The sequence below is a fragment of the Rhodoplanes tepidamans genome (assembly GCF_030813915.1).
GTDB lineage: Bacteria > Pseudomonadota > Alphaproteobacteria > Rhizobiales > Xanthobacteraceae > Rhodoplanes > Rhodoplanes tepidamans.
Window position 1 is genome coordinate 127,923 of sequence record NZ_JAUSUJ010000018.1, and the last position, 24,239, is coordinate 152,161.

At 70.8% G+C, this 24,239-nt stretch carries 19 protein-coding genes; 5 read left to right on the forward strand and 14 right to left on the reverse strand.

Translation table 11 applies throughout. From position 1 onward, the window contains the following. Window positions 1-155: 155 nt before the first annotated feature. Window positions 156-1,367 (forward strand): hypothetical protein, encoded by a 1,212-nt coding sequence (locus tag J2S22_RS20820; RefSeq protein WP_272840448.1) that lies wholly within the window; start codon window positions 156-158, stop codon window positions 1,365-1,367. A 447-nt stretch (window positions 1,368-1,814) separates the two neighbouring features. Here J2S22_RS20820 and J2S22_RS20825 read toward each other — a convergent pair whose 3' ends face one another. From J2S22_RS20825 to J2S22_RS20835, 3 genes are all read right to left on the reverse strand, one after another. Beyond that, the gene (locus tag J2S22_RS20825; RefSeq protein WP_272780420.1) at window positions 1,815-3,557 is read right to left on the reverse strand and encodes a TRAP transporter large permease; all 1,743 of its coding nucleotides are present in this window, start codon (window positions 3,555-3,557) and stop codon (window positions 1,815-1,817) included. Then, window positions 3,554-4,255 (reverse strand): TRAP transporter small permease subunit, encoded by a 702-nt coding sequence (locus J2S22_RS20830; RefSeq protein ID WP_370878229.1) that lies wholly within the window; start codon window positions 4,253-4,255, stop codon window positions 3,554-3,556. The genes J2S22_RS20825 and J2S22_RS20830 overlap by 4 nt, the downstream gene beginning before the upstream one ends. A 158-nt stretch (window positions 4,256-4,413) precedes the next feature. Then, window positions 4,414-5,595, reverse strand: a complete 1,182-nt coding sequence (locus J2S22_RS20835; RefSeq protein WP_272780418.1) for a TRAP transporter substrate-binding protein — start codon at window positions 5,593-5,595, stop codon at window positions 4,414-4,416. A 311-nt stretch (window positions 5,596-5,906) separates the two neighbouring features. On the opposite strand from J2S22_RS20835, the gene J2S22_RS20840 reads away from it, so the two are divergent. Beyond that, on the forward strand, window positions 5,907-7,652 hold the full coding sequence (locus J2S22_RS20840) for an ABC transporter ATP-binding protein/permease (protein ID WP_272780417.1): 1,746 nt from the start codon (window positions 5,907-5,909) through the stop codon (window positions 7,650-7,652). Between the two features lie 114 nt (window positions 7,653-7,766). Here the strand turns inward: J2S22_RS20840 and J2S22_RS20845 are convergent, their stop codons facing one another. The 8 genes from J2S22_RS20845 to J2S22_RS20880 all read right to left on the reverse strand — a co-directional run bounded on the left by J2S22_RS20845 (window position 7,767) and on the right by J2S22_RS20880 (window position 17,564). Continuing rightward, window positions 7,767-8,741 carry a TorF family putative porin gene (locus J2S22_RS20845; protein WP_272780416.1) on the reverse strand — a complete coding sequence of 325 codons (975 nt, stop codon included), beginning with the start codon at window positions 8,739-8,741 and terminating at the stop codon, window positions 7,767-7,769. A gap of 390 nt (window positions 8,742-9,131) precedes the next feature. Next, entirely contained in the window at window positions 9,132-11,531 is a 2,400-nt protein-coding gene (gene aceB, locus J2S22_RS20850) for a malate synthase A (protein ID WP_272780415.1), read from the reverse strand. A gap of 25 nt (window positions 11,532-11,556) precedes the next feature. After that, window positions 11,557-12,216 (reverse strand): hypothetical protein, encoded by a 660-nt coding sequence (locus J2S22_RS20855; protein WP_272780414.1) that lies wholly within the window; start codon window positions 12,214-12,216, stop codon window positions 11,557-11,559. 32 nt (window positions 12,217-12,248) lie between these two features. Continuing rightward, window positions 12,249-12,521 (reverse strand): hypothetical protein, encoded by a 273-nt coding sequence (locus J2S22_RS20860; protein WP_272780413.1) that lies wholly within the window; start codon window positions 12,519-12,521, stop codon window positions 12,249-12,251. 208 nt (window positions 12,522-12,729) lie between these two features. Further along, the gene (gene glcF, locus J2S22_RS20865; protein ID WP_272780412.1) at window positions 12,730-14,076 is read right to left on the reverse strand and encodes a glycolate oxidase subunit GlcF; all 1,347 of its coding nucleotides are present in this window, start codon (window positions 14,074-14,076) and stop codon (window positions 12,730-12,732) included. Then, window positions 14,073-14,756 carry a response regulator gene (locus J2S22_RS20870; protein WP_272780411.1) on the reverse strand — a complete coding sequence of 228 codons (684 nt, stop codon included), beginning with the start codon at window positions 14,754-14,756 and terminating at the stop codon, window positions 14,073-14,075. The genes glcF and J2S22_RS20870 overlap by 4 nt, the downstream gene beginning before the upstream one ends. Then, window positions 14,756-15,988 (reverse strand): FAD-binding protein, encoded by a 1,233-nt coding sequence (locus tag J2S22_RS20875; protein ID WP_272780410.1) that lies wholly within the window; start codon window positions 15,986-15,988, stop codon window positions 14,756-14,758. The genes J2S22_RS20870 and J2S22_RS20875 overlap by 1 nt, the downstream gene beginning before the upstream one ends. Before the next feature lie 82 nt (window positions 15,989-16,070). Beyond that, entirely contained in the window at window positions 16,071-17,564 is a 1,494-nt protein-coding gene (locus J2S22_RS20880; protein ID WP_272780409.1) for an FAD-linked oxidase C-terminal domain-containing protein, read from the reverse strand. A 196-nt stretch (window positions 17,565-17,760) separates the two neighbouring features. On the opposite strand from J2S22_RS20880, the gene J2S22_RS20885 reads away from it, so the two are divergent. Beyond that, the gene (locus J2S22_RS20885) at window positions 17,761-18,132 is read left to right on the forward strand and encodes a c-type cytochrome (RefSeq protein WP_272780408.1); all 372 of its coding nucleotides are present in this window, start codon (window positions 17,761-17,763) and stop codon (window positions 18,130-18,132) included. Between the two features lie 283 nt (window positions 18,133-18,415). Then, window positions 18,416-19,246: a universal stress protein gene (locus J2S22_RS20890; protein WP_272780407.1), complete on the forward strand. Its 831-nt coding sequence runs from the start codon at window positions 18,416-18,418 to the stop codon at window positions 19,244-19,246. Between the two features lie 135 nt (window positions 19,247-19,381). Here J2S22_RS20890 and J2S22_RS20895 read toward each other — a convergent pair whose 3' ends face one another. The 3 genes from J2S22_RS20895 to J2S22_RS20905 form a co-directional block, all read right to left on the reverse strand. Further along, window positions 19,382-19,669 carry a DUF6455 family protein gene (locus tag J2S22_RS20895; protein WP_272780406.1) on the reverse strand — a complete coding sequence of 96 codons (288 nt, stop codon included), beginning with the start codon at window positions 19,667-19,669 and terminating at the stop codon, window positions 19,382-19,384. 137 nt (window positions 19,670-19,806) lie between these two features. After that, window positions 19,807-20,472, reverse strand: a complete 666-nt coding sequence (locus J2S22_RS20900) for a TetR/AcrR family transcriptional regulator (RefSeq protein ID WP_272780405.1) — start codon at window positions 20,470-20,472, stop codon at window positions 19,807-19,809. Between the two features lie 212 nt (window positions 20,473-20,684). Further along, window positions 20,685-22,370, reverse strand: coding sequence for a thiamine pyrophosphate-binding protein (locus J2S22_RS20905; RefSeq protein ID WP_272780404.1), 1,686 nt, complete (start codon window positions 22,368-22,370; stop codon window positions 20,685-20,687). A gap of 312 nt (window positions 22,371-22,682) precedes the next feature. Here J2S22_RS20905 and J2S22_RS20910 point away from each other — a divergent pair, with 312 nt between their 5' ends. Further along, window positions 22,683-24,116, forward strand: a complete 1,434-nt coding sequence (locus J2S22_RS20910; protein WP_272780403.1) for a TolC family outer membrane protein — start codon at window positions 22,683-22,685, stop codon at window positions 24,114-24,116. The last annotated feature ends 123 nt before the right edge of the window (window positions 24,117-24,239 follow it).

Sequence of the window (24,239 nt, forward strand, 5' to 3'; positions counted from 1 at the left end):
CCGAAAACGAGAACAGATCGCCGGGGCGGCCGAATGCCGGGCCCCGCGCCCGCCGGCCGCGCCGCGGGCGCCTTGTTCTTGCCGGCTGGCCGTGGTTGTGGTCAAGCCTCGGCGGCCGCCCCGCCGATCCGGCCGATCCCCCTTTGGAGGACTTCATGCGTGCGCTCGCCGTCGTCGCTGCCGCGTCCCTGACGCTCGCCCTCGCGGGCCCGGCCTTTCCGCAGGCCAAGGGCGGAACACGGCCGGCTCCGACACCGCCCGCCGAGACGGTGCGCTACGCGACCATCTTCGGCGAGCTGATGGGCCAGCTGCCGAGCGACGCGGTGTGGCGCGAGGTCCGGCAGGGCAACCGCGTCGTCTCGGCCGAGCTCGATCTCTGCCATTCGGTGACGCCGAGCTCGAACCGCAAGGACCGCTTCGTCGTCGCCCTGAAGCCCGAGGGCGGCAAGCTCGTCGGCTCCGGCCAGAGCGAGCCCGACGGCGTGCCGATCTCGGTCAGCCTGGTGCGCAAGGCGTCGGGCGACACCTTCTCGCTCGAGGGCACCATCACGCGCGGCGGCAAGACCCAGCCGGTCGCCGCGACCGACCTCTCGGACATGAGCGAGCCGGAGTTCCAGGAGCAGCAGGCCGGCGAGGAGGAGATCGTCACCGCGCCCGGGACCTTCGCCGACATCTCCCCCGTGGCGGTCGCCGTGAAGGTGTCGCGCGAGGGTCTGCCCGAGCTGGTGAAGAGCCTGCGCGGCCAGGGCGTGCGGGTCGATTATACGAGCCTGGTGCAGACCTGCAGGGATCTGCGCAGCGGCCATCAGACGGTGCGGCTGGAGACGGCGCCGGAGCGCGCCGCGGCGCTGGTCTCGAAGCTGCAGGGCATGACGGGCGTGATCATGGCGGGCTGGACCACCGGCGCCTACGGGATCGAGCGTGCCGTGCGGATCGATGCCGCGGCGTTCATGGACGGCGGCGCCCTCAAGATCGACGCGTTGAGCGAGCGGCTATCGGCCGCGGTCGGCGCCGCGCTCGGGGCGAAGCCGGTGTCGGCGCGCTGGGACGAGGTGACGCGCGAGGTGACCATCAAGCTCGAGCGCCCCGACCAGGCGGCGCGCGGGCTCGATCTCACCGAGGTGATCGAGGTCACCCTGTTGGTCGGTCCGGAGAAGCCCGCCGGCGGCGATGGTCTCGTGATCTGGCTCGGCGAGTCCTCGGTAGAGCCGGCCGACAAGGCGGCGGGCGCCCAGCTCGCCTTCACGTCCGGCTATCACGGCCAGGAGGAGGAGAGCGCGGCGGTCGAGATCGACGCCCTGATCGCGGCGCTCGCCCGCGACCTGAACGGCCGCATCTGGGACACCGAGAACCAGCGCTGGAAGTGAGGGTGCGCCGAGTCTCGTCCCTCTCCACGCGAGGGCTGGCGCGGGCACCTTTCACGACGCCTGGGACGACCGCAAACGAACGGTCGTGAGGAGCCTATGACGATACGGCGAGCGCGGCGTGAGCAACCGGGAACATGGGTTACAGATCTGACCTGGGACATGGGTGACACAATTCCCGTTTCGTTCAGGTCTGCTATTGCTGCGATTGTGGGGGCTGTGGGCTCTGTGGGCGACGCGCTGCGTCGTCCACAAGTCCACAGCGCTTCGGCCGCTTCAGCCGGTCGTCGCCGGGCGTTATGACGCCGAGCAGGACCGGTCCAAAGATCACCTCGACGCGCTTCGCGCGTCGACCTCTCCCCGCTGGGGAGAGGTGAAACGAGAGAGTCGGAGGCTCCGCGTCCCGACCCTCCCCCTCCAGGAGAGGGTGAAGCAGGCGTCCTCGTCCCGTCAGCTCCCGTACAGCCAGGTCGGAAGCCAAAGCACGATCTCGGGCCAGATGTACATGATCACCATGCACAGGATCACCACGCCCATGTAGGGCATCATGCCGGCGAAGATCTGGTTGATGGTGACGTGCGGCGGCGCGACGCCCTTGAGGTAGAAGGCCGACATGGCGACCGGCGGCGACAGGAAGGCGGCCTGCAGGTTCACGAAGACGAGCACGCCCCACAGGATCGGGTCGATGCCGAAGTGCTTGAGCAGCGGCAGGAAGATCGGCACGAAGATGATGATGATCTCGGTCCATTCCAGCGGCCAGCCGAGCACGAAGATGATGGCCTGCGACAGGATCATGAACTGGGTGGGCGTGAGGTCGAGCGACAGCACCCACCGCTCCAGCAGCGCCTGACCGCCCAGCACCGCGAACACGGCCGAGAACAGCGCCGAGCCGACGAACAGCCAGCACACCATGGCGGTCGTCTTGGCGGTGAGGAACACCGCCTCCTTGGTGCGCTTCCAGTCGAGCGTTCGCGCGAGCAGCGCCAGGAGAAAGGCGCCGGCCGAGCCGACCGCGGCCGACTCGGTCGCCGTGGTGATGCCGAGCAGGATCACCAGCAGCACCGAGATGCTGAGCACGGCGATCGGCAGCACCGACGAGGCGAGCAGCTTGAGCAGCGAGAAGCGCTCCGCGCCCATGCGCCAGTAGTAGCGGACCAGCATCAGGGCGAGCAGCACGGCGATCACGGCGTAGGTGACGTAGAAGCCGGTGGCCGGGCCGGACGCCGCCTCGGCCTCCACCGGCGCGGCGCCGCCGAGCGGCTGCAGGCCGAGCGACTCGATCTCCTCGGCGGGGGCGCGATGGATGACGACGTACCACCAGACGAGCCCCATCACGGCCGCGCACAGCGCGAGCGGCACCAGGGCGATCAGGAAGTTGGCGACCAGCGTGCCGTAGCCGATCGGCCGCCCGTCCTCCGTCTTCACGGCGCGGGCGCGGGCCGGCGAGACCAGGGCCGAGACGAAGGTCTTCAGCATGTTGGAGGAGTAGACGCTCCGCAGCCGGTCGACCCAGGCCGGCACCGGCACGCGGGTCTGGTCCGGCGGCAGCGGCGGCGCCAGCGACGGCTGGATGATGGCCCGGCCGACGATGTAGGCGATGTAGAGGGTCGCCAGGAAGAAGCCCGGAAACATCGCGGCGGCGTAGAGCTTCACCACCGACTGCCCGGCGACCGCCGCGTAGACGATGATCATCACCGACGGCGGGATCAGGATGCCGAGCGTGCCGCCCGCCGTGATGACGCCGGCGGCGAGCTTGACGTCGTAGCCGGCGCGCAGCATGGGGCCGAAGGCGATGACGCCCATCAGCACCACGACGGCGCCGACGAGGCCGGAGGCCAGCCCCCAGAAGGCGCAGACGATCAGGGTGGCGACCGCGAGCGAGGCCGGCAGCCGGCTGAACGACAGCTGCACGCTGTAGAACATCTTGTCGACCAGGGCGCCGCGCTCCATCACGTAGCCCATCAGCACGAAGAGCGGGATGGAGATCAGCACGTCGTTGGTCATGGCGCCGTAGGTGCGCTGGACCATCAGGTCGAACACCCGGTTGTCCCACCAGAACTGGGTCGGATCCCAGAAGGCGTAGAAGCCGAAGAAGATGCCGAGCCCCATCAGGGTGAAGGCGGTGGGGAAGCCCATCATGATGGCGACCACGATGAGCCCGAGCATCAGGAGCCCGAGGGCCGGATCACTCATGTGTTCACGTCTCCCCCCATGCCGCGCTGGCGCGCGGTCTCGTCGATCTTGTGGGCCCGGGCGATCGCCGACTTCCGGACCTCCTCGTCCACGTATTCGCTGTGCTCGAGCTGCTCCTCGACGACGTCGAGCTCGCTGACGTCCTTCAGCCGTGGCGGCCACGCGCCGCTCTTCAGGCAGACGACGCAGCGCAGCATCTCGGCGAAGCCCTGCATCAGCACCAGCGCGCCGGCGATCGGGATGACGGTCTTGAACGGATAGACGGGCGGCCCGTCGGCCGTGACGTTGGAGTGCTCGAGGATGCGCCAGGAGTCCTGCGCGTAGTGCCAGCCGGCATAGACCAGCGCGGCGATGCCGGGCAGGAAGAACAGCACGTAGAGGATCAGGTCGAGCGTCGCCTGGGTGCGCGGCTTCAGCGAGCCGTAGATGAAGTCGCCGCGCACGTGCGAGTTCTGCGCCAGCGTGTAGGCGCCGCACAGCATGAACACGGTGCCGTACAGCATGTTGTTGAGATCGAAGATCCAGGCGGTGGGCGCGTTGAGGAGGTAGCGCTTGCCCACCTCGACCACCACCACGGTCATCAGGACGATGATCAGCCAGGCCGCGGTCTTGCCGACCAGCGTGCTGATCAGGTCGGCGATGTAGAGGACGCGCTGGACCGGCTTGGCGCGCCGGATGGCCCGGGTGGACGCTTGCATCGACATGGGCGGGACCGCTCGGCGCGGGGCGATCGGGGGCGTGAACCGTCCGGCGCGCCGCGGACGGTACGTCGTCTGGCCGGCGCCGGGGCCGGCACCGGCCGGTCACCCGCGCGGAGCGGCCTCCGCGGACGGAGGCCGCTCCGGCGCGGCATCCGTCAGGTCGGCTGCTTCGCCACGCCGGAGGCGCCGAAGTAATGGTCGAACGCCATGCGGCGGTTCACCACCGTGTCGTTCTCCCACTGCGTGGCGCGCTGGGCGAACTGGCGCTGCGACTCGAGAATCTCCTTGAACATCGGGTTCTCGGCGGCCTTCTTCTTCACCACGTCGTCGTAGACCTCGAGCTGCCGCTTCAGCACGGCGTCGGGGGTCTTGTAGAAGCGGACCTTGTCCTTCTGCTGCATCTCGACATAGTCCTTGGAGTAGCGGTCGATCGCCTTCCACGACATGTCGGCCGACGCGGCCTCGACCGCGTTGGCGATGATGGCCCGCATCTTCTCCGGCAGCGCCTCGTACCGGCCCTTGTTGAACAGCACCTCGAACTGCTCGGCGTTCTGGTGATAGCTCTGCAGCATGCAGACCTTGGAGACGTCGGGGAAGCCGAGCACCCGGTCCGAGGAGGCGTTGTTGAACTCGGCGGCGTCGAGCAGGCCGCGGTCCATGGCCGAGACGATCTCGCCGCCGGGCAGCGCGTTGACGGCCATGCCGAGCCCCTGGAACACGTCGATCGAGATGCCGACGGTGCGGAACTTGAGGCCCTTCATGTCGTCGACCTTGGCGACCGGCTTCTTGAACCAGCCGAGCGGCTGGGTCGGCATCGGGCCGTAGGGGAACGACACAACGCTGGCGCCGATCGAGTCGTAGAGCTTGGCGAGCAGTTCCTTGCCGCCGCCGTACTTGTGCCAGGCGAGCAGCATGTTGGCGTCCATGCCGTAGCCCGGGCCGGAGCCCCACAGGGCGAGCGCGGTCTGCTTGCCGTAGTGATAGACCATGACGCCGTGACCGCCGTCGAGGGTGCCCTTCGACACCGCCTCGAGCAGGCCGAAGGCGGGCACCACGGCGCCCGCCGGCAGCACCTCGATCTTCAGGTCGCCACCGGTCATGTCGTTGACCTTCTTGGCGAAGTCGAGGGCGTATTCGTGGAAGATGTCCTTCGACGGCCACGTGCTCTGCCAGCGCATCGAGACCGGGCCGGTCGACTGGGCGACCGCCGGGGCGGCGACCGTGGCGGCGGCGCCGGCCGCGCCGGCGGTCAGCAGGAATTTTCGCCGCGTCGCGGCTTTCGCCGACGACGCCGAGGCGGAAGCGGGGGGAGAATGGCGGGAATCCTGACGGGACATGACTTCGTTTCCTCCTGGGATCTTGGAACGGCGGCCTCGTTTCGGGCCGTCTTGGAGCGTGGACCGCTCGTTGTCCGACAGGCGGATCCGTGGACGCGGGGCCGTCGGTTGCGCGGCAGTGTGGCCGGTTCCCGGCGCAACCTCAAGGGCGAACCCGTCGAACTTTAGGTGCAATTCCGGACCGTCGACCGGCGCCCCGGCGGCCGGCCGGGTGCCCGCCGGGACGTGAAAACGCCTGCTTTGGCGCCGATGCAGGCGCCCGTCCCGCGGGCGCCGTGCCGGCGCGCGCCCGCCCCCACCGGAGCCGTCCCGTGTCCCGCCTGATCGCCGCCCTCGCCGTCGTGTGGCGCCTCGCCGCACCCTATTTCCGCTCGGAGGACCGCTGGGCCGGCCGTGCCCTCCTGGCCGCCGTGATCGCCATCGAGCTCGCCATCGTCGCCATCACGGTGATGATCAACCAGTGGAACGCCCGCTTCTACAACGCCCTGCAGGAGCGCGACTGGACGAGCTTCGTGTCCGAGCTGGTGTTCTTCTGCGCGCTGGCCGCGGCCTTCATCGTGCTCGCCGTCTATCAGCTCTACCTGAACCAGTGGCTGCAGATCCGCTGGCGGCGCTGGATGACCGACCGCTATCTCTCCCACTGGCTGGAGGACGCCAACCACTACCGCATGCAGCTGCTCGGCGACGCCGCCGACAATCCCGACCAGCGCATCGCCGACGACATCAACCTGTTCATCGACCGCGGCCTGTCGATCGGGCTCGGCCTGCTCAGCTCGGTCGTCACCCTGGTCTCCTTCGTCGCCATCCTGTGGAACCTGTCGGCGCAGGCGCCGCTGCAGATCGGCGGCACGGTCTGGAGCATCCCCGGCTATCTGGTCTGGGCCGCGCTCCTCTACGCGATCGCCGGCACGGCGCTCACCCATCTGATCGGCCGTCCGCTGATCCCGCTGAACTTCCAGCAGCAGCGCTACGAGGCCGACTTCCGCTTCCATCTGGTGCGGGTGCGCGAGAACGGCGAGCAGATCGCCCTGCTGGCCGGCGAGCCCGCCGAGAAGGCCCGCCTGCTCGACCGCTTCGCGGCCGTGATGAGCAACTGGTACGCGATCATGATCCGGCAGAAGAAGCTCACCTTCTTCACGGCCGGCTATCGCCAGGCCTCGACCGTGTTCCCCTTCGTGGTGATGTCGCCGGCCTATTTCGCCAGCGTCATCAATCTGGGCGCCCTGATGCAGGCGGCCGACGCCTTCGCCAACGTGCAGACGGCGCTCTCCTTCTTCGTCACCTCCTACCGCACGATCGCCGAATGGAAGGCGGTGGTCGACCGCCTCGACGGCTTCGACCGGTCGATCGCGGCCGGCCGCGCCGTGGCCGCGGGACCGGCCACCATCGCGGTGACGCCGCGGGCGGAGGCGGACCGGATCGCCGCCGGCTCGCTCGCGGTTCGGCTGCCCGACGGCCGGGCGCTGGTGAGGGCGGACGCGCTCGGCCTGCCGGCCGGCGAGCGCGTGCTGGTGAACGGCCCGTCGGGCTCGGGCAAGTCGACCCTGTTCCGGGCGCTCGCCGGGATCTGGCCGTTCGGCGACGGCACCGTCGCGGTGCCGGAGGGCAAGAGCGTGATGGTGCTGCCCCAGCGGCCCTATCTGCCGGTCGGCCCGCTCGCCGCCGCGGTCAGCTATCCGGGCCTGCCGGACGCGTTTCCACGCGACACCGTGGCCGAGGTGCTGGGCGCCGTCGGCCTGCCCGGGCTGGTGCCGCGGCTAGACGAGGAGGCCCACTGGGGCCGCATGCTGTCGCTCGGCGAGCAGCAGCGCGTCGCCATCGCCCGCGCCATCCTGCACGCCCCCGACTATCTGCTCCTGGACGAGGCGACCGCCTCGCTCGACGAGCCGTCGGAGGCGGCCCTCTATCGTCTGCTGCGCGAGCGGCTGCCCGGCACCGCGCTGATCTCGATCGGCCACCGCTCGACGCTGGACGCCCTGCACGACCGCCATCTGGTGCTGGAGCGCGAGGGCGACGGCCACGCGGTGCGCGAGCGCACCCTGACGCCGGCCCAGTAGCTCGGACGGACCTCCGGCGGCGGTCCGCACCGCCGCACGGACCCGCACGGCCCTCCATGAAAAAGGGGCGGCGCCGATGGCGCCGCCCCGAGAGGCATTCGATGGAGGAGGTTCTTACTTCAAGCTGTCGAGCGTCAGGTCGGCCTTGAGCGAGATCACGTAGGCCTGGCCGCACCACTTGGAGGCGAGGCTGCCGGTGTTGATCAGGCTGTAGGCGGACGGATCGAACGTGGCGGTGTGGTCGCCCGTGATGGCGTTGCAGTCGCCCTCGGAGAGGTCGGTGTCGTAGTAGCGCAGGTCGACCGTGAACACCTTCCAGGTCAGGCCGATGCCGACGTTCCAGGTGGTGTAGTCGGGCAGCGCGACGCCGAGCGGGAAGAAGCCGTTGCCGTAGAACGAGTCGGTGGTGCCGAGCCAGTAGTGGCCGACCTCGCCCGACACGTACATGCCGAAGCCGGTCGGCAGCCAGTTCGACGGGGCGGTCAGCTTGATGTTGCCCGACAGGTACTGGGCGTCGAAGCCGAAGTTGAGCCAGTTGTCGTCGTAGTAGAACGCGGCGCCGACCGCGACGTTCGGGCTGAACGTGTAGGTGGCCTTCGCGTAGTACTCGAGGAAGCTCAGGTCCTTCTTGATGACGTTGCCGTTCTGCAGCGGCGCCGTGCACCCGGTGGCGAGCCCGGCCGTGTCGATCGGCGTGTTGAAGCACTGGCCGCCCGGATAGTAGTAGTACCAGACGCCGAAATCGAGCGCGAGGGCGCCGAAGGTCGGCCGGATGCCGCCGTAGATGTCGATCTCGGCGTCCGCGTTGTTGGCGAAGTTGATGCTCCAGCCGCCGATGCCCGCGTAGAGCTGCAGGTTCGAGTTCACGTTGTAGCGCGGCTCGAAATAGGCGTTCACCGACGGACCGCGGTCCGACTGCGAGATGCCGCGGAAATTGTAGTCGGAGTAGATGCCGGCGCCGAACGCCAGATCCCACGGATTGGTGACGACCGGCGCGACGATCGGCGGCGCCTTCACGGCCATGTCGGCGGCGAACGCCGAGCCGGCCAGACAGGTGATGGCGACCGTAGCCAGAGCGATCTTCTTCATCTGAGCCCCCTTCCCCCTTGCGAGCCGCACCGGGCTGCTGCGCTCGCCTGAACCCCCACTCGCTGCCCCGTCGTTCCCCAGACGGGTACAGATCGTGTTTTATAAACTCACACGGGATACACGCATCGCAAGGTAAATCGCGCAGCAATTGCCGCTTAAATAGGCAACCCTGATAGGTTCGCGTGGCGCGTTGCATTTTGGTCACAATGTGGCCGTGTGGCCCGCCCGACCGGGTCATTTCCCTAGTCCCGTCAGATGGGTCGCTCGTCGCGGCCCCATCGCGGGACGGCGAAATTGCGGCCGTGCCGCGTCCCGCCCGACCCGCCGCCGAATCGAAAAAGGGCCGCCCGCGAGGGCGACCCTTTCCGACAGGCCGGACCGGCGCGGCGGTCAGGCGATCAGCTTGTAGGCCGGCACGGTGAGGAAGTCCTCGAACTGAGGCGCCAGCGACAGGCTGCGGAACAGGTCGATGGCCTCGGGGAAGCGGCCCGCCTCGTAGGCCTCGGCCCCGAGCTCCTGCTTGACCCGCTCCATCTCCTCGGCCAACGCCTTGTCGAAGAACTCCGGCGTCACCGTGATGCCGTTCTCCAGCACGGCGCCGTACTGGAGCCACTGCCAGATCTGCGCCCGGGAGATCTCGGCCGTCGCCGCGTCCTCCATCAGGTTGTAGATCGGCACCGCGCCGCGGCCGCGCAGCCACGCCTCGATGTACTGCACGCCGACCCGGATGTTCAGGCGGAAGCCCTCCTCGGTCTTGGTGCCCTCGTGGATGCGCAGCAGATCGGCCTGGCCGACCTCGACGTCGTCGCGCTGGCGGTCGACCTGGTTGGGCTGCGGCATCAGCCGGTCGAACACCTCCTTGGCGACCGACACCAGGTCCGGATGGGCGACCCAGGTGCCGTCGTGGCCGTCGCCGACCTCGCGCTCCTTGTCGGCCCGCACCTTGGCGAAGGCCGCCTCGTTGGCCGCCGGGTCGTTCTTGATCGGGATCTGCGCCGCCATGCCGCCCATCGCGAAGGCGCCGCGGCGGTGGCAGGTCTTGATCAGCAGAAGCGCATAGGCGCCCAGGAACGCCTTCCCCATCACCACCTGGCCGCGGTCCGGCAGCACGTAGTCGGGCCGCTTCGCCAGCTTCTTGATGAAGGAGAAGATGTAGTCCCAGCGCCCGGCATTGAGGCCGGCGGCGTGGTCGCGCAGCTCGTAGAGGATCTCGTCCATCTCGAAGCCGGCCGGCAGGGTCTCGATCAGCACGGTCGCCTTGATCGAGCCGGTCGGGATGCCGAGCTTCTCCTGGGCGAAGACGAACACGTCGTTCCACAGCCGCGCCTCGAGATGCGACTCGAGCTTGGGGATGTAGAAGTACGGGCCCGAGCCCTTGGCGAGCAGCGCCTTGGCGTTGTGGAAGAAGTACAGGCCGAAGTCGAACAGCGACCCGGAGATCGGCTCGCCGTCGACCGTCAGGTGCTCCTCCAGGAGGTGCCAGCCGCGCGGCCGGATGATCAGCACGGCCGGGTTCTCGCCGATCGCGTAGCGCTTCCCCGAGGTCTCGTCGGTGAAGTCGATCTTGCCGTCCCAGCGGTCGCGCAGGTTGAGCTGGCCCTCGATGTTGTTGGACCAGGTCGGCGAGTTGGCGTCCTCGAAGTCGGCCATGAAATGCGTCGCGCCCGAGTTGAGGGCATTGACGATCATCTTGCGGTCGACCGGGCCCGTGATCTCGACGCGGCGGTTCTGCAGGTCGGCCGGGATCGGGCCGACCGTCCAGTCGCCGGCGCGGATCTCGGCCGTCTCGGGCAGGAAGTCGGGCAGCTCGCCGGCGTCGAAGCGGGCCTGCCGCTCGGCGCGGGCGGCCAGGAGCTCGCGGCGACGGCCGTCGAAGCGGCGATGCAGCTCGGCCAGGAAGGCGAGCGCCCCGGGCGACAGGATCTCCGGATAGCGCGGTCCCATGCGGCCCTTGATCACCACGCCCGGAACCGCGCCTCCGCGCGCCCGCGGCCGCTCGGCCCGCGGCTTCTTCTCGGCCGGACGCAGCGCCGAGGCCGGACGCGGCGCCGGCTTGAGGGCGGAGGCCGCGACGTCCGCGACGGTCGCCACCACGCGGCGCACGGCACGCTTCACACGGCCGGCGGCGCGCTCGCGCGCGAGGTCGATGGTCGACATCGCCGGCGCCTCGGCGGCGGGCGTCTGGGTCTTGGCCGGAGCCTTGGCCGGACTCTTGGCCGGGGCCTTGCCGGCCGCGGGCGTCCTGGCGGCCGGCGCCTTCGCCGGCTTCGCCGCCGGCTTGGCGGCCGGCTTCGCCGCCGCCTTCGGGGCCGGTCGGGAGGCCGGCTTCGCGGCGGGCTTCGCCAGCGGCTTCGACGCGGACTTCGGGGCCGACCTGGGGGCGACCTTGGCGGCCGGAGCCCTGCGGGCCGGCGCCTTGGCGGCCGGCCTGCCGGCCGCCTTCGCCTTCGGGGCGGAGGCCTTCACGGCGCCCTTGCGCGCCGGCTTCGCGGCCGGCCTGCTCGCCGGCGCCTTGGCCTTCGCCGGCTTGGCCGCGGCCTTGGCTCTGGCCGGCTTCGCCGCCTTTGCGGGCTTCGCCGGCGTCTTGGCCTTGACCGGCTTCGCCGGCCTGGCCGCCGCGCGCTCGGCAGGGCGCGCGGCCGGCTTGCTGGTCTTGCCGGCACGGCTCCCGGCCGTGGCCGCCTTGGCGGCTGTCTTCGGCGTCTTCGGCTCGGCAGCCGCCGCGCCCTTCGCCTTCTTGGCGCCCTTCGCGCCCGTGTTCTTCTTCGGATTCCGGGATGCCTTGGCCATGGGACCTCTTCGTTGGCCTACTGTCTTACGGACTCGGTTGCTCGATCTCGCCGGCCGCGACGGCGGCGGCGGGCGGCGGGGAAACGCTCACGTCCTCCGGCGTCGCCGCGGCGACGGGCGCCGGCGCGGCAGCGGCCGGCGGGGACGCCGGACGACGGACGATACGGCGCGGTTTCGGCGCCGGTTTGACGGCCGCGGGCGGCGCCGCCTCGGCGACCGGCGGAGCGACCGGCGCGGGCGCCGGAGCCGGAGCCGGAGCCGTCACGCGCTTGCGCGGCGCCGCGGCCTTGCGGGCGGGCTTCGCGGCGGACGGCTTGCCGACCGTGCTCTTGCGCACCGTGGTCTTCTTGGCGGCGGGCTTGCGCGCCGTCGTCTTCTTGGCGGCGGCCGGCTTGCGGGCGCTCGTCGCGGCCGGCTTGCGCGCCGTGGTCTTGCTGGTCGTGGCCTTGCTGGTCGCGGTCTTCTTGGTCGCCGCCTTCTTGGTGGCGGTCGTTTTGGCCGCCGGCTTCTTGGCCGCGGTCTTCTTCGCGGTCGCCGTCTTGGCGGCGGGCTTGCGTGCGGCAGGCGCCTTCTTCACCGCGGCCTTCTTCACCGCGGCCTTCTTGGCCGTCGGCGCCTTGGCGGCGGCCTTGGCCGGCTTCTTGGCCTTCGGCTTCGCGGCGGACTTCTTCGCTGTCTTCGCCATGATGGTGCTCCCGATCTCGGCTGGGCTCGACGTTACGGCATGGCCTGGATCATCGGACGACGAGAAGAACCGTGCGGGGACGCGGACGACATCACGGCGCTCCTGTCGGGCACACCGGATTCGACCATTCCGCGATGCTCCATGGCCATCTGCGCTGATCCCCCGGTCGTCCGACCGAGGTGCTCGATCGGCATGCGCGACCGGGATTGCGAAGCCCGCGGCGATCCGCTGGAGGAGCCGAGCATGTCGGCGACGATCGCATCGGGCGTGGTCTTCTCGATATTCACGATCTTGCGCTCGCGCAACCGATTCGCCAACTCGCGGCCGGCCTTTCATGACCGGTGCGGTCGTGAGCGAACGACTGCGCGCGCGTCATCTTTCACGACGACGCTCCGCTTGCAAAGCATTTCGTGCGGTTTCCGCGCATGACCGGCGTCGCATCGGCGCGGCACTGCCGCTTTCGAACCGCTCCAGACGAGACGCGGCCGCGCCGGCGGCGGCGCGGCGCGACGCTCACGACGCTCGTGCGGCGGTCGTCGCGGCCGGCGCGACGGCGGATGCGGCGCGGGCGAGCGCGGCCGGCGGCGGCCCGCCCGTGGCCCAGTCGACGAGCTCGACCGGATGCACGACGGGCACCGCGGTCGCGCTGGCGAGCTGGTTGATGCAGCCGACATTGCCGGCCGCGATCACGTCGGGCGCGAGCCCCTCGAGATGCGCGATCTTGCGGTCGCGCAGCCGGTCCGACAGCTCCGGCTGGAGGATGTTGTAGGTGCCGGCCGAGCCGCAGCACAGATGCCCCTCGGGCACGTCCCGCACCGTGAAGCCGAGGCGCGCCAGCACCTCCTTGGGCTGCCGCACCACCTTCTGCCCGTGCTGCAGCGAGCACGGCGCCTGGTAGGCGACCGTCAGGGCCGGCACCGGCACGGGCCGCAGCGTCTCGAGGCCGGCCAGCACCTCGGAGACGTCGCGCACCTTGGCCGAGAACCGCGCCGCCCGGTCGGCGAAGGCGGGGTCGGTGCGCAGCATGAAGCCGTAGTCCTTCATCGTGGTGCCGCAGCCGGATGCCGTGGAGACGACGGCGTCGAGTCCCGCGCCGTCGAGCTCCGCCGAGAAGGCGGTCACGTTGGCGCGCGCCGCGGCGAGCGCGTGGTCCTCGTCCCCCATGTGGTGGGTGACCGAGCCGCAGCAGCCCTCGCCCTTCGGCAGCACCACCTCGAAGCCGTGCCGCGTCAGCACCCGGATGGCGGCGGCGTTGATGTCGGGCGACAGCACCCGCTGGACGCAGCCCGACAGGAGGCCGACCCGGCCGCGCCGCGGCCCTTCGGCGGGAAACACCCGGCCCGACGGCGTCGGGGCCGGCAGCAGCCCGGCCGGAGCGAGGCGCAGCATCGCGGCCATTCGCGAGAACCCGGCGCGCGCGAGGAGCGGCGCCAGCGGCTTGCCGAGCGCCGCGGCGGCGCTCGCCAGGCGGAACAGGCGCGGGTTCGGGATGGTGCGGGCGAGCAGCGTGCGCAGCAGCCGGTCGTGCCAGGGCCGCCTGTAGGTCTCGGCGATATGGGCACGGGCGTGGTCGACGAGATGCATGTAGTGCACCCCCGACGGGCAGGTGGTCATGCAGGACAGGCACGAGAGGCAGCGGTCGATGTGCTTGGCCTCCTCGGGCCCAGCCGGCCGGTCCGCCTCCAGCATGTCCTTGATCAGGTAGATGCGGCCGCGCGGCGAATCGAGCTCGTCGCCGAGCAGCACATAGGTCGGGCAAGTCGCCGTGCAGAAGCCGCAATGCACGCAGGCGCGCAGGATCCGGTCGGCCTCGGCGATGGCGGGATCGGCCAGCTGGGCCAGGGAGAACTCGGTCCTCATGACGCCTTTCCGGCCGCAGATAGGGACCGTTGGATAAAAAGGTATAGATCCACAACCGATGTGGTCATGGCGGTAACGCCCGCCTCGCGCGCATCTTGCTGGTACTTTTGGATCGAGACCTGTGAGGAGAAAATTATAATCGGCAAATTCAAGGCACGCTGGCGAATTTCCCGTGCGAATATTATACCGGCGTTCGGCACATAACGACCGCTTTCGTGTCGCCCCATATCAGAAATGATCAAATCGAAGCCCGAACTCGAGTCAATTTGCTCGATAGCCTCTCGTGTCGACCGCGCGACGATCACATCGTAGCCATCGCCCTTCAGTTTATCGATTGATATCGCGTTATTCGTAGGAATATCGTCAACCCACAATATTCGTCGGCGAGTCGGAAGTGTTTCGATCTCCGAGAAGCGTTCAGCCTCTCGGGAACCGCCGCTCATCCCCAGACGGTCTTCGATCTGGACCAATTTAGCCTGAAGATCTTTTATTTGAGAGGTGAACGCCTCGCCTGCCTGCTCAGCAGACAGTTCCATATCGCCGATTTTTATCCGAACCCTTTCCCTCTTGAATAACCCCACTGCAAGCGGAAAGATTTTCAGAATGACCAGAAAAGCCAGCACCGGCCATGCTAGGCTTGCAAGGGCGCTCACAAGATCAGCGATTGCTTTAGTGTCCATCACACCCCCACCCACATCCGCCCGGGGCAGAGCACGCCCCGTGGATCGAAGCTCTCCTTGACCCGCCGGGTCAGCACCGCGAGCGGGCCGCGTTGCGGCTCGAACACGTCCACGGCGGCCCGCACCGCGGCGCTCGCCCGGATCAGGGTGGCGTGGCCGCCGCAGTGCGCCGTCGCGGCCCGCACCGTCGCGGCGCCGGCGTCCGCAGACGGCGCCACCGCGGCCCAGACCAGGCCGCCGGCCCAGTCGAGCAGCACCTCCGCCTCGTCCGCGCCGGCGATCATGGCGGCGAGCTCGGCGCCGCGCGACGGTGCCGTCGAGATGCGCCAGACCGGCCGGTCGGCGTCGGGTTCCCCGCGCGTCGCGAACGGCGTCACGTCCCGGATCGCTCCCCACAGCTGTCGCGAGGCCTCGACCGCGAGGCATTCGCGGGTCCCGTGCGGGGCGAGAAGTCCCAGAAGTCCGTCGCGGCGGTGGGCCACCGACGGTCCGACGCCCTCCAGCCGCAGGGCCGTCACCGCCTTGCCGTCCGGCAGCCCGGGGACGCCCGTACGGGCGGCGACGCCGGCCGGCAGGTGGGCGGCCCCCGACACCTCGAAGGGCGAGCCCATGGCGGCCGCCATGGCCGGGACGGCCGCTTCGGGCGCGAGCCCGAGCAGCAGCACGCTCGCCTCGGTCTCGGCCCGCGGCAGGGTCTTGATCGTCACCTCGGTCATCGCCGCCAGCGTGCCGAAGGAGCCGGCCATCAGCTTCGACAGGTCGTAGCCGGTGACGTTCTTCACCACCCGGCCGCCCGCCTTGAAGGTCTCGCCGCGGCCCGACACGGCCGAGAAGCCGAGGAAGTGGTCGCGCGCCGCGCCCGCCTTGATCCGCCGCGGGCCGGAGAGATTGGTCGCCAGCACCCCGCCCAGCGTCCCCTCGCGGGCCGGGCCGCCGAGCAGCGCCGAACAATCCATCGGCTCGAAGGCGAGCTCCTGGCCGTTCTCCGCCACCAGGGCCGCGATGGCGGCGATCGGCGTGGCGGCGCGCGCCGAGAGGACGAGCTCCCTGGGCTCGTAGAGCGTGACGCCGGCGAGCGCCGAGAGGTCGAGGGTGGCGTCGGTCTGGGCCGGACGGCCGAGCGTGCGCTTCGAGCCGCGGCCCGTCACCTCCAGCGTCTTGCCGGCGCCGAGCGCCCAGCGCACGGCCTCCTCGACCTCGGCGGCATCGCGGGGAACCAGGGGGGCGGTCATGGCGAACCGCTTCTCGTCTTCCCTCTCCCCCCGCGGGAGAGAGTCGAAGAGCGCCGCGTCGTCTCGCAACAGCTCGAACGCATCAGAACCTCGGAATGTCGGGAAACGGCAGCCGGCCGGCGGAGACGTGCATGCGGCCGAGCTCGGCGCAGGTGCTCAGCACCGGGAAGACCTTGCCGGGATTGAGCAGGCCCTTCTGGTCGAAGGCGCATTTGAGCCGCTGCTGATGGGCGAGATCGATCTGCGAGAACATGCTCGGCATCAGGTCGCGCTTCTCGACCCCGACGCCGTGCTCGCCGGTCAGCACGCCGCCGACCTCGACGCAGAGCCGCAGGATGTCGGCCCCGAACGCCTCGGCGCGGGCGAGCTGGTCGGCGTCGTTGGCGTCGTAGAGGATCAGCGGGTGCAGGTTGCCGTCGCCGGCGTGGAACACGTTGGCGCAGCGCAGCCCGTACTGCTCCGACAGCTCGCGGGTGCGCTGCAGCACGTAAGGGAGCCTGGCGCGCGGGATGGTGCCGTCCATGCAGTAGTAGTCGGGCGAGATGCGTCCGACCGCCGGGAACGCCGCCTTGCGGCCGGCCCAGAACAGCAGACGTTCCTCCTCCGAGGCGGAGACCCGCACCGTGACGGCGCCGCAGTCGCGGGCGATCGCCGACACGGTCTCGACCAGGTGGTCGCACTCGGCCCGCGGCCCGTCGAGCTCGACGATCAGGATCGCCTCGACGTCGAGCGGATAGCCGGCATGGACGAATTCCTCGACGGCCGCGGTGGCGAGCCGGTCCATCATCTCCATGCCGCCCGGGATGATGCCGGCCGCGATGATCTTTCCCACGCAGTCGCCGGCCGCCTCGGGCGTCTCGAAGCCGAGCAGCAGCGCCCGGGCCGTCTCCGGCTTCTGCAGGATCCGCACCGTCACCTCGGTGACGACGCCGAGCAGCCCCTCCGAGCCCGTCACCACGCCCAGGAGATCGTAGCCGCCGGCGTCGAGATGGCCACCGCCGAGCCGCACCACATCGCCGGTGATCAGCACCAGCTCGCAGCCGAGCACGTTGTTGGTGGTCAGCCCGTATTTGAGGCAGTGCACGCCGCCCGAGTTCTCGGCGATGTTGCCGCCGATCGTGCAGGCGATCTGCGAGGACGGGTCGGGCGCGTAGTAGAAGCCGGCGTGCTCCACGGCCCGGGTGATGGCCAGGTTGGTGACCCCCGGCTCGACCACGGCGACGCGGTCGGCGAAGTCGATCCGGCGCACCTTGTTGAACTTGCCCATGCCGAGCAGCACGCCGTCGCCGAGCGGCAGCGCGCCGCCCGACAGCGAGGTCCCGGCGCCGCGCGGCACCACCTTGACGCCGTTCTCGAAGCACCAGCGCAGCACCTGCGAGACCTGGGCCGTGGTGCCCGGCAGCACGACCACCAGCGGAAGCTGGCGATAGGCGGTCAGCCCGTCCGACTCGTAGGGCCGCATCTCGCGCTCGGTCGCGATGACGCCCTCGCCGGGGACGATGCGCCGCAAGGCGGCGACGATCTCGTCGCGCCGCGCCAGCACGCCCTGATCGAGGGCGGGCATTCCCACCGACATCGGCCGATCCTCCCGACGATCATTGTTCTCGTTGACGGCCACGATACAGCCAATCGGGGGCTCTCGGATAGCACCGGCAATATGGTATTGGTCGTGGCGGCGATCCCCCGGCCGTCCCGCCACCAGGCCCGCGAGGCCTGGGCGGGGCGGCGTCGACCAACCCTGTTCCAACACCACTCGATAAGGAGCCTCGACGTTGACGTCACAGATTGCAGCTACCGCGCTCGCCGTGTTCCTCCTCGGCGCCACGACGGCCTCGACCGCCATGGCCCAGGAGGCCCCCAAGGCTTTCAATCAGTGCAAGGCGTGCCACAAGGTGGAGGCCGGCAAGAACGGCGTCGGTCCGTCGCTGTTCGGCATCTTCGGCCACAAGCTCGGCCAGGCCCCGGGCTTCAAGTACTCCGAGGCGCACCTGAAGTTCGCCCAGCAGACCGTGGACGAGCCGTTCCTCACCAAGTACCTGGCCGACCCCAAGGGCACGATTCCCGGCAACAAGATGGTCTTCGCGGGCCTGAAGAACCCGGACGACGTCAAGGCGGTGATCGCCTATCTCAAGACCCTGAAGTAGGTCGCGCCAGCGACCCGGCGGTCCGGCCGCACGGCCGGGCCGCCCGCCCCCGCCGCCCCCGCGCTGCCGAGGGGATGGGTCGGCCGCCCCGCGGCCGCCGCGGCGGGTGCCGCGTCCCGGCCCGAGCCGGCGGGCCGATGCGGCCGCCGATTGATGGATCGGGCGCGCCGCCTTAGGCTTTGACGCCCGTCAACACCCACCACCGTCCGCCTTCTAGCATCGACCCCTGCAACGAGAGGACGCCGGGCCGGCCCCGTCCGGCCGCGCGTCACGGGAGTGAAACATGATCAAGGACATCGTCGTGAACCTCGCCCTGGTCGGCGACCACGATCCGGCCGCCGCCTTCGCGATCTCGATCGCCCGGATCTTCGGGGCGCACGTCACCGGCGTGGTGTTCGTCTACGATCCGGTGATCTCGCCGAGCATCATGGACGGGGTCTCGGCCGAGTGGATCGACGCCCAGCGCGACGAGAGCCGCACCATGGCGCAGGCGGCGATCGAGCGGTTCGAGCGGGCCGCGCAGCTCGCCGGCATCCAGGCCGGCCACCGCATCATCGAGGCGACGCTCGGCGGCGCCACCGACATGTTCGGCCGCATCGCGCGGCGGTTCGACCTCGTCGTCGTCGGCCAGCGCGAGCCCGACCGCATGTCGCCCGCCGACCTGTTCGCCGAAGGCGCCCTGTTCGAGTCCGGCCGGCCGGTCGTGATGGTGCCCTACATCCAGAAGCAGGGCCTCGCGCTCGACCGGGTGCTGATGTGCTGGGACGGCAGCCGGACGGCGGCGCGCGCCATGGGCGACGCGATGCCGTTCCTGACCCGCGCCAGGCAGGTCGACGTGGTGATCGTGGCGACCGGCCGCTCGAAGAGCGACGAGGTCCCGGGCGCCGATGTCGGCCACCATCTGGCGCGCCACGGCATCAAGGTCGACGTCAAGCGCATCGTCGCCGAGGACGTCGACGTGCCGAACACCATCCTGTCCTACGCGGCCGACGTCTCGGCCGACCTCATCGTGATGGGCGGCTACGGCCATTCGCGGCTGCGCGAGTTCGTCCTCGGCGGCGCCACCCGCGGCATCCTCGCCTCGATGACGGTGCCGGTGCTGATGGCGCACTGAGCCTTTCGGCGGCTCGGCGGAAGACGTGCTGTCACCTCTCCCCGGCGGGGAGAGGATGACAGGCCGCGACCGCTCCGGTTCCGAGAGAATGCCCGGCGCGAGGCCGGGCACGGCAGGGGCTCGCTGCGGGCTCCCTCAGTGCACCGTGTGGCGGCGCGGCGGCAGGACCGCCTGGTCGAGGGCGAGGCCGTCGAGCCGCTCGGCATAGGGGCAGAAGGCCGGGGCGCGGCTCACCGCGACGGGTGCGCGGGCGAGCCAGTCGCTGCACAGCTCGGCGGAGCGGCAGGCCTGGCAGGAGCGGATGACGCTGCCCAGCGCGCGCCCGAAATAGCTGTCGACCTCGTCGTCGCACTCGATGCCGAGCCGCTCCATCATCTCGCCGATATTGGCCGAGAACCGGTCGAATCTGTCGAAATCGCGCATCGTCGTCTCCGCGGCGCGGCATCGAGCGGCCGGCACCGTGGGCATACTGGATTGCCCGGACACCACCGTCCTTGATCTTAGGCAAGCGCAACCTTGATCTGCAGCAAACCGGCCGCGGCGGTCCCGCGCCGGCGTGATCAGGCGGCCTCCTCGGCCGGCCACGGGGCCTGCACGACGAGGCCGCGGGCGCGCGCGTCGACCACGCCGAGCGCCCGCAGGACCAGCAGCACCATCGCCTGGACGGCGTCCTTCTGCTTGGCCGGGTCGGCGTCGATCGACGCCGACGGGCCGATCAGCGCCTCGACCAGGGCGCCCAGGATGGCGTCGGCGCCGATCCGGGTGTCCTGCTCGGGCAGCCGCCCGGTGGCGACGGCGGTGCGGATGCAGCCCTCGATCACGTCGGTGATGGCGCGCCGGCAGGCGCGCCGCTGCGGCTCGATGTCGGGCTCCACCGGCTCGGACAGCACGGCGAAGACGAGGCGCCGCTGACGCAGCGCCCGCCCCGCGAAGGTCGTCACCGCGGCGGCGAGGCCGGACAGCGGGCCGGGCGCCGCCGCGGCGGCCTTGACCATGGCGGCGACCTCCTGGCCGCTCACCTGCTCGAGCAGGGCGGCGACGAGGTCGGCCTTGGCCGGAAAGTAGCGATAGACCGTGCCGGCCGCGATGCCGGCCCGCTCGGCCACCGGGACGATCTGGACGCCGGCGAGCCCCTGGGCGGCGGCGACGGCCCGGGCGGAGGCGAGAATGTCGTCGCGGCGAGCGGCCAGGCGCTCGATGACCCGTTCGGTGCGGCGGTAGGGCATGGGCGGATTCCGGGCGACTCTCGAACCGATCTGAAACGGGTGTCGGCGACTCACCGGCGGCGCGTCGGCCGCTCGACCGCGGGTTCTCGCGCGAGAAGCGATGAGTCGAGATTCACACCCTGCCGCGCCGGGCGTCGTCGCGCAAGCGAAACCACGCGGGCGGCGTCCCGCCTCCGGCATACCACGCAGGCGCCGGGACGCCGCCGCGGATCTCAGGCCCCCTGAGCGGCCAGCGCCGTCTCGCGGATGCCGGCGAGCGTCGCGGTCGGCGTGATGGCCTCCGGGTCGATCTTGAGATGCAGGATCGCCGGCAGGCCGGAGGCCTGCGCGGCCCGGAAGGCCGGAGCGAACGCCGCCGTCGTCTCGACGGTGGCGCCGAAGCCGCCGAACGCCCGCGCATAGGCGGCGAAGTCGGGGTTGCGCAGCACGGTCGCCGAGACGCGGCCCGGATACTCGCGCTCCTGATGCATCCGGATGGTGCCGTAGATGCCGTTGTCGCAGACCACCACGATCACCGGCAGGCCGTACTGGACGGCGGTGGCGAACTCCTGGCCGTTCATCAGGAAATCGCCGTCGCCGTTGATCGAGACGACGGTGCGGTCCGGGTGCAGGCGCTTCATCGCCACGGCGGCCGGCACCGAATAGCCCATCGAGCCGGAGATCGGCGCCACCTGGGTGGCGAAGCGGCGGAACCGGTAGAAGCGGTGAATCCAGCCCGCATAGTTGCCGGCGCCGTTGCTGACGAACGAATCGGCCGGAATGTTGTCGCGCAGCCACGCCATCACGTGGCCCAGATTGACGCCGCCCGGGACCTCGGTCGGCGTCTCGGTCCAGGCGAGATAGTCGGCATGGGCGGCGGCGGCGGCGCCGGCCCACGGAATCGCCGCGGGCGGCGGCAGCGCCGCGGCGGCGGCCGCGAAGGCGGTCGGCGTCGCGTTGACGGCGAGGTGCGGCCGGTAGACGCGGCCGAGCTCCTGGGCGCCCGGATGCACGTGCACGAAGGTCATCTGCGGCCCGGGAATGTCGATCAGCGTGTAGCCCTGCGACGGCATCTCGCCGAGCCGGCCGCCGACCAGCATCACCAGGTCGGCCCCCTTCACCCGGGCGAGCAGCTTCGGATTGGGGCCGATGCCGAGATCGCCGGCGAAGCACGGATGCAGCGCGTCGAACAGATGGGTGCGGCGGAACGTGGTGGCGACCGGCAGATCGAAGCGGGTGGCGAAGTCGGCGATCGCCCGGCACCCCTCCTCCGACCAGCGGCTGCCGCCGAGCAGCAGGATCGGCCGCTTCGCCGCGCCGAGCATGTCGCTGAGCGTCGCCATGTCGGCGGCGCCGGCCGCGGTGTCGACCGGCCGGAACGGCGGCGCCGGCGGCGTCTCGATGCGCTCGGTCAGCACGTCCTGCGGCAGCGCCACCACCACCGGGCCGGGCCGGCCCGAGGTCGCCTCGTAGAAGGCGCGCGAGACCAGCTCCGGCATGCGGGCCGGATCGCTGATCTCGACCACCCACTTGGCCATGCCGCCGAACATCGCCCGGTAGTCGACCTCCTGGAACGCCTCGCGCTCCTTCTGGTCGCGTCCGACCTGGCCGATGAACAGGATCATCGGGCTCGAGTCCTGCTGGGCGATGTGCACGCCCGGCGAGGCGTTGGTGGCACCCGGCCCGCGGGTGACGAAGCACACGCCCGGCCGGCCCGTCGTCTTGCCGACCGCCTCCGCCATCATGGCGGCGCCGCCCTCCTGCCGGCACACCGTGACGGCGATGTCGCGATCGTGGAACGCGTCGAGCACCGCGAGATAGCTCTCGCCGGGCACGCAGAAGACGTGCTGGACCTCGTTGACGATGAGCTGATCGACGAGGGCTTCGGCAGCCGTGCGAAGATTGCCTTGCGGACGCATGTGAGGACAGTTCCCGGATGACGAGGCGGCGACGTGAGGGCGGCCTCTGGCGCGCGCCCCGCGCGGGCGCGTCGCGATCATCCGAGCCGGCGGCGACGTGTCAACTCGGGCGCGTAAGCCAGGTGTAAGCCTCTGACCTGAATGCGTCTTTTCGGCCACGCCGAGGACGAATCCGGGCGCGACGCGGCGTCGCCCTGACGACCGGCCGGTGAATCCGTAGTAAACATCCGGACGGGCGACGGCGATCGCGCGCGGCACGGCGACAGACGCACGGCCCGCCGCCCGGGGTGTCGGACGAGAGCACGGGGTCAGATGGTTTCGACGAGGCAGGGCGCCGCGGGCGCCGAGGACCGGCCGTCGCGCCGGCGGCGCTCCCATCGGGCGCTGACCGCGACGGCGCTCGTGCTGGTGCTGACGGCGCCGCTGCCGGCGCTGGCCGAGACCCTGCAGGGCGCGCTGGTGCGCGCCTATCAGGCCAATCCGGTGCTCAATGCCGAGCGGGCCCGCCAGCGCGGCACCGACGAGAACGTGTCGATCGCGCTGTCCGGCTATCGGCCGCAGATCGCGGCGGGGCTCTCCCCCAGCCTGATCGCGCTGCGCGACCTGCTGCCGGGCGGCGACACCGAGCGGGCGACGCTGCGCGGCTACACGGCGCAGCTCACCATCACCCAGGTCCTGTTCAACGGCTTCCGCACCGGCAACCAGGTCCGTCAGGCCGAGGCGCAGGTGCTGTCCGGGCGCGAGGCGCTGCGCGGCGTCGAGCAGTCGGTGCTGCTCGACGCCGTGACGGCCTACATGAACGTCGTCGCCAACCAGTCGCTGGTCGAGGCGCAGCGCGTCAACGTGACGTTCCTGCGCGAGACGCTCGGCACCACGCGCAAGCGGCTCGACGCCGGCGACGTGACGCCGACCGACGTCGCCCAGGCCGAGGCCCGGCTCGCCCGCGGCAATGCCGACCTCAACGCCGCCGAGGTCAGCCTCGCGATCAGCCAGGCGACCTACGAGCAGGTGGTCGGCACGCCGCCCGGCCGCCTCGCCAATGCCGAGCCGATCGACCGCCTGCTGCCGAGGAGCCGCGACGAGAGCGTCGCCCGCGCCCGCCGCGACAATCCCGCCGTGACCGGCGCCACCTACGACATCGACGTCGCCCAGTACGCCATCAAGATCGCCGAGGGCTCGCTCTATCCGACCCTGACGGCGCAGGCCGGGCTGCAGCGCGACCGCAACACCGACACGACGCTCGGCTCGAAGGGCACCGACCAGGCCTTCCTGGTCGGCCGGCTCGACGTGCCGATCTACGACGGCGGCCAGGCGGCCGCGCAGGTGCGCCAGTCCAAGGAGGTCATGACCCAGGCCCGCATGGTGCTCGACCGGGTGCGCACCCAGACCAACACGGCGGCGGTCGCCGCCTGGGTGACGCACGAGGGCGCCAAGGTCGCGCTGTCGGCCGCCGAGGCGGAGGTGCGGGCCGCGACCCTCGCGCTCGAGGGCGTGCAGCGCGAGGCCCAGGCCGGCCAGCGCACCACGCTCGAGGTGCTGAACTCGCAGCAGGACCTCACGCTCGCCCGCTCGCGCCTGATCCTGGCGCAGCGCGACCGCGTCGTCGCCTCCTACACGCTGCTCTCCACCATCGGCCGGCTCGACCACAAGAGCCTCGGCCTCGGCACGTCGAGCTACGAGCCGCAGGTGCACTACCAGCAGGTCCGCGACGCCTGGCACGGCCTGCGCACCCCGGACGGGAAGTAGCGCGAGCGGGTCGTGGGGGGGGGGGCCGCCGCGGGGCCGCCCCCGCCCCCCGGGGTGGGGCGCCAATCGCCCGGGGGGGGGGGGCCGCGGCGGGCGGGGCGGGCGCGGGGGGGGGGGGCGGGG

Coding starts and splice junctions, on each gene's coding strand:
- J2S22_RS20820 (WP_272840448.1), top strand. CDS start 156: ATGCGTGCGCTCGCCGTCGTCGCTGCCGCGTCCCTGACGCTCGCCCTC.
- J2S22_RS20825 (WP_272780420.1), bottom strand. CDS start 3,557: ATGAGTGATCCGGCCCTCGGGCTCCTGATGCTCGGGCTCATCGTGGTC.
- J2S22_RS20830 (WP_370878229.1), bottom strand. CDS start 4,255: ATGCAAGCGTCCACCCGGGCCATCCGGCGCGCCAAGCCGGTCCAGCGC.
- J2S22_RS20835 (WP_272780418.1), bottom strand. CDS start 5,595: ATGTCCCGTCAGGATTCCCGCCATTCTCCCCCCGCTTCCGCCTCGGCG.
- J2S22_RS20845 (WP_272780416.1), bottom strand. CDS start 8,741: ATGAAGAAGATCGCTCTGGCTACGGTCGCCATCACCTGTCTGGCCGGC.
- aceB (WP_272780415.1), bottom strand. CDS start 11,531: ATGGCCAAGGCATCCCGGAATCCGAAGAAGAACACGGGCGCGAAGGGC.
- J2S22_RS20855 (WP_272780414.1), bottom strand. CDS start 12,216: ATGGCGAAGACAGCGAAGAAGTCCGCCGCGAAGCCGAAGGCCAAGAAG.
- glcF (WP_272780412.1), bottom strand. CDS start 14,076: ATGAGGACCGAGTTCTCCCTGGCCCAGCTGGCCGATCCCGCCATCGCC.
- J2S22_RS20870 (WP_272780411.1), bottom strand. CDS start 14,756: ATGGACACTAAAGCAATCGCTGATCTTGTGAGCGCCCTTGCAAGCCTA.
- J2S22_RS20875 (WP_272780410.1), bottom strand. CDS start 15,988: ATGACCGCCCCCCTGGTTCCCCGCGATGCCGCCGAGGTCGAGGAGGCC.
- J2S22_RS20880 (WP_272780409.1), bottom strand. CDS start 17,564: ATGTCGGTGGGAATGCCCGCCCTCGATCAGGGCGTGCTGGCGCGGCGC.
- J2S22_RS20890 (WP_272780407.1), top strand. CDS start 18,416: ATGATCAAGGACATCGTCGTGAACCTCGCCCTGGTCGGCGACCACGAT.
- J2S22_RS20895 (WP_272780406.1), bottom strand. CDS start 19,669: ATGCGCGATTTCGACAGATTCGACCGGTTCTCGGCCAATATCGGCGAG.
- J2S22_RS20900 (WP_272780405.1), bottom strand. CDS start 20,472: ATGCCCTACCGCCGCACCGAACGGGTCATCGAGCGCCTGGCCGCTCGC.
- J2S22_RS20905 (WP_272780404.1), bottom strand. CDS start 22,370: ATGCGTCCGCAAGGCAATCTTCGCACGGCTGCCGAAGCCCTCGTCGAT.
- J2S22_RS20910 (WP_272780403.1), top strand. CDS start 22,683: ATGGTTTCGACGAGGCAGGGCGCCGCGGGCGCCGAGGACCGGCCGTCG.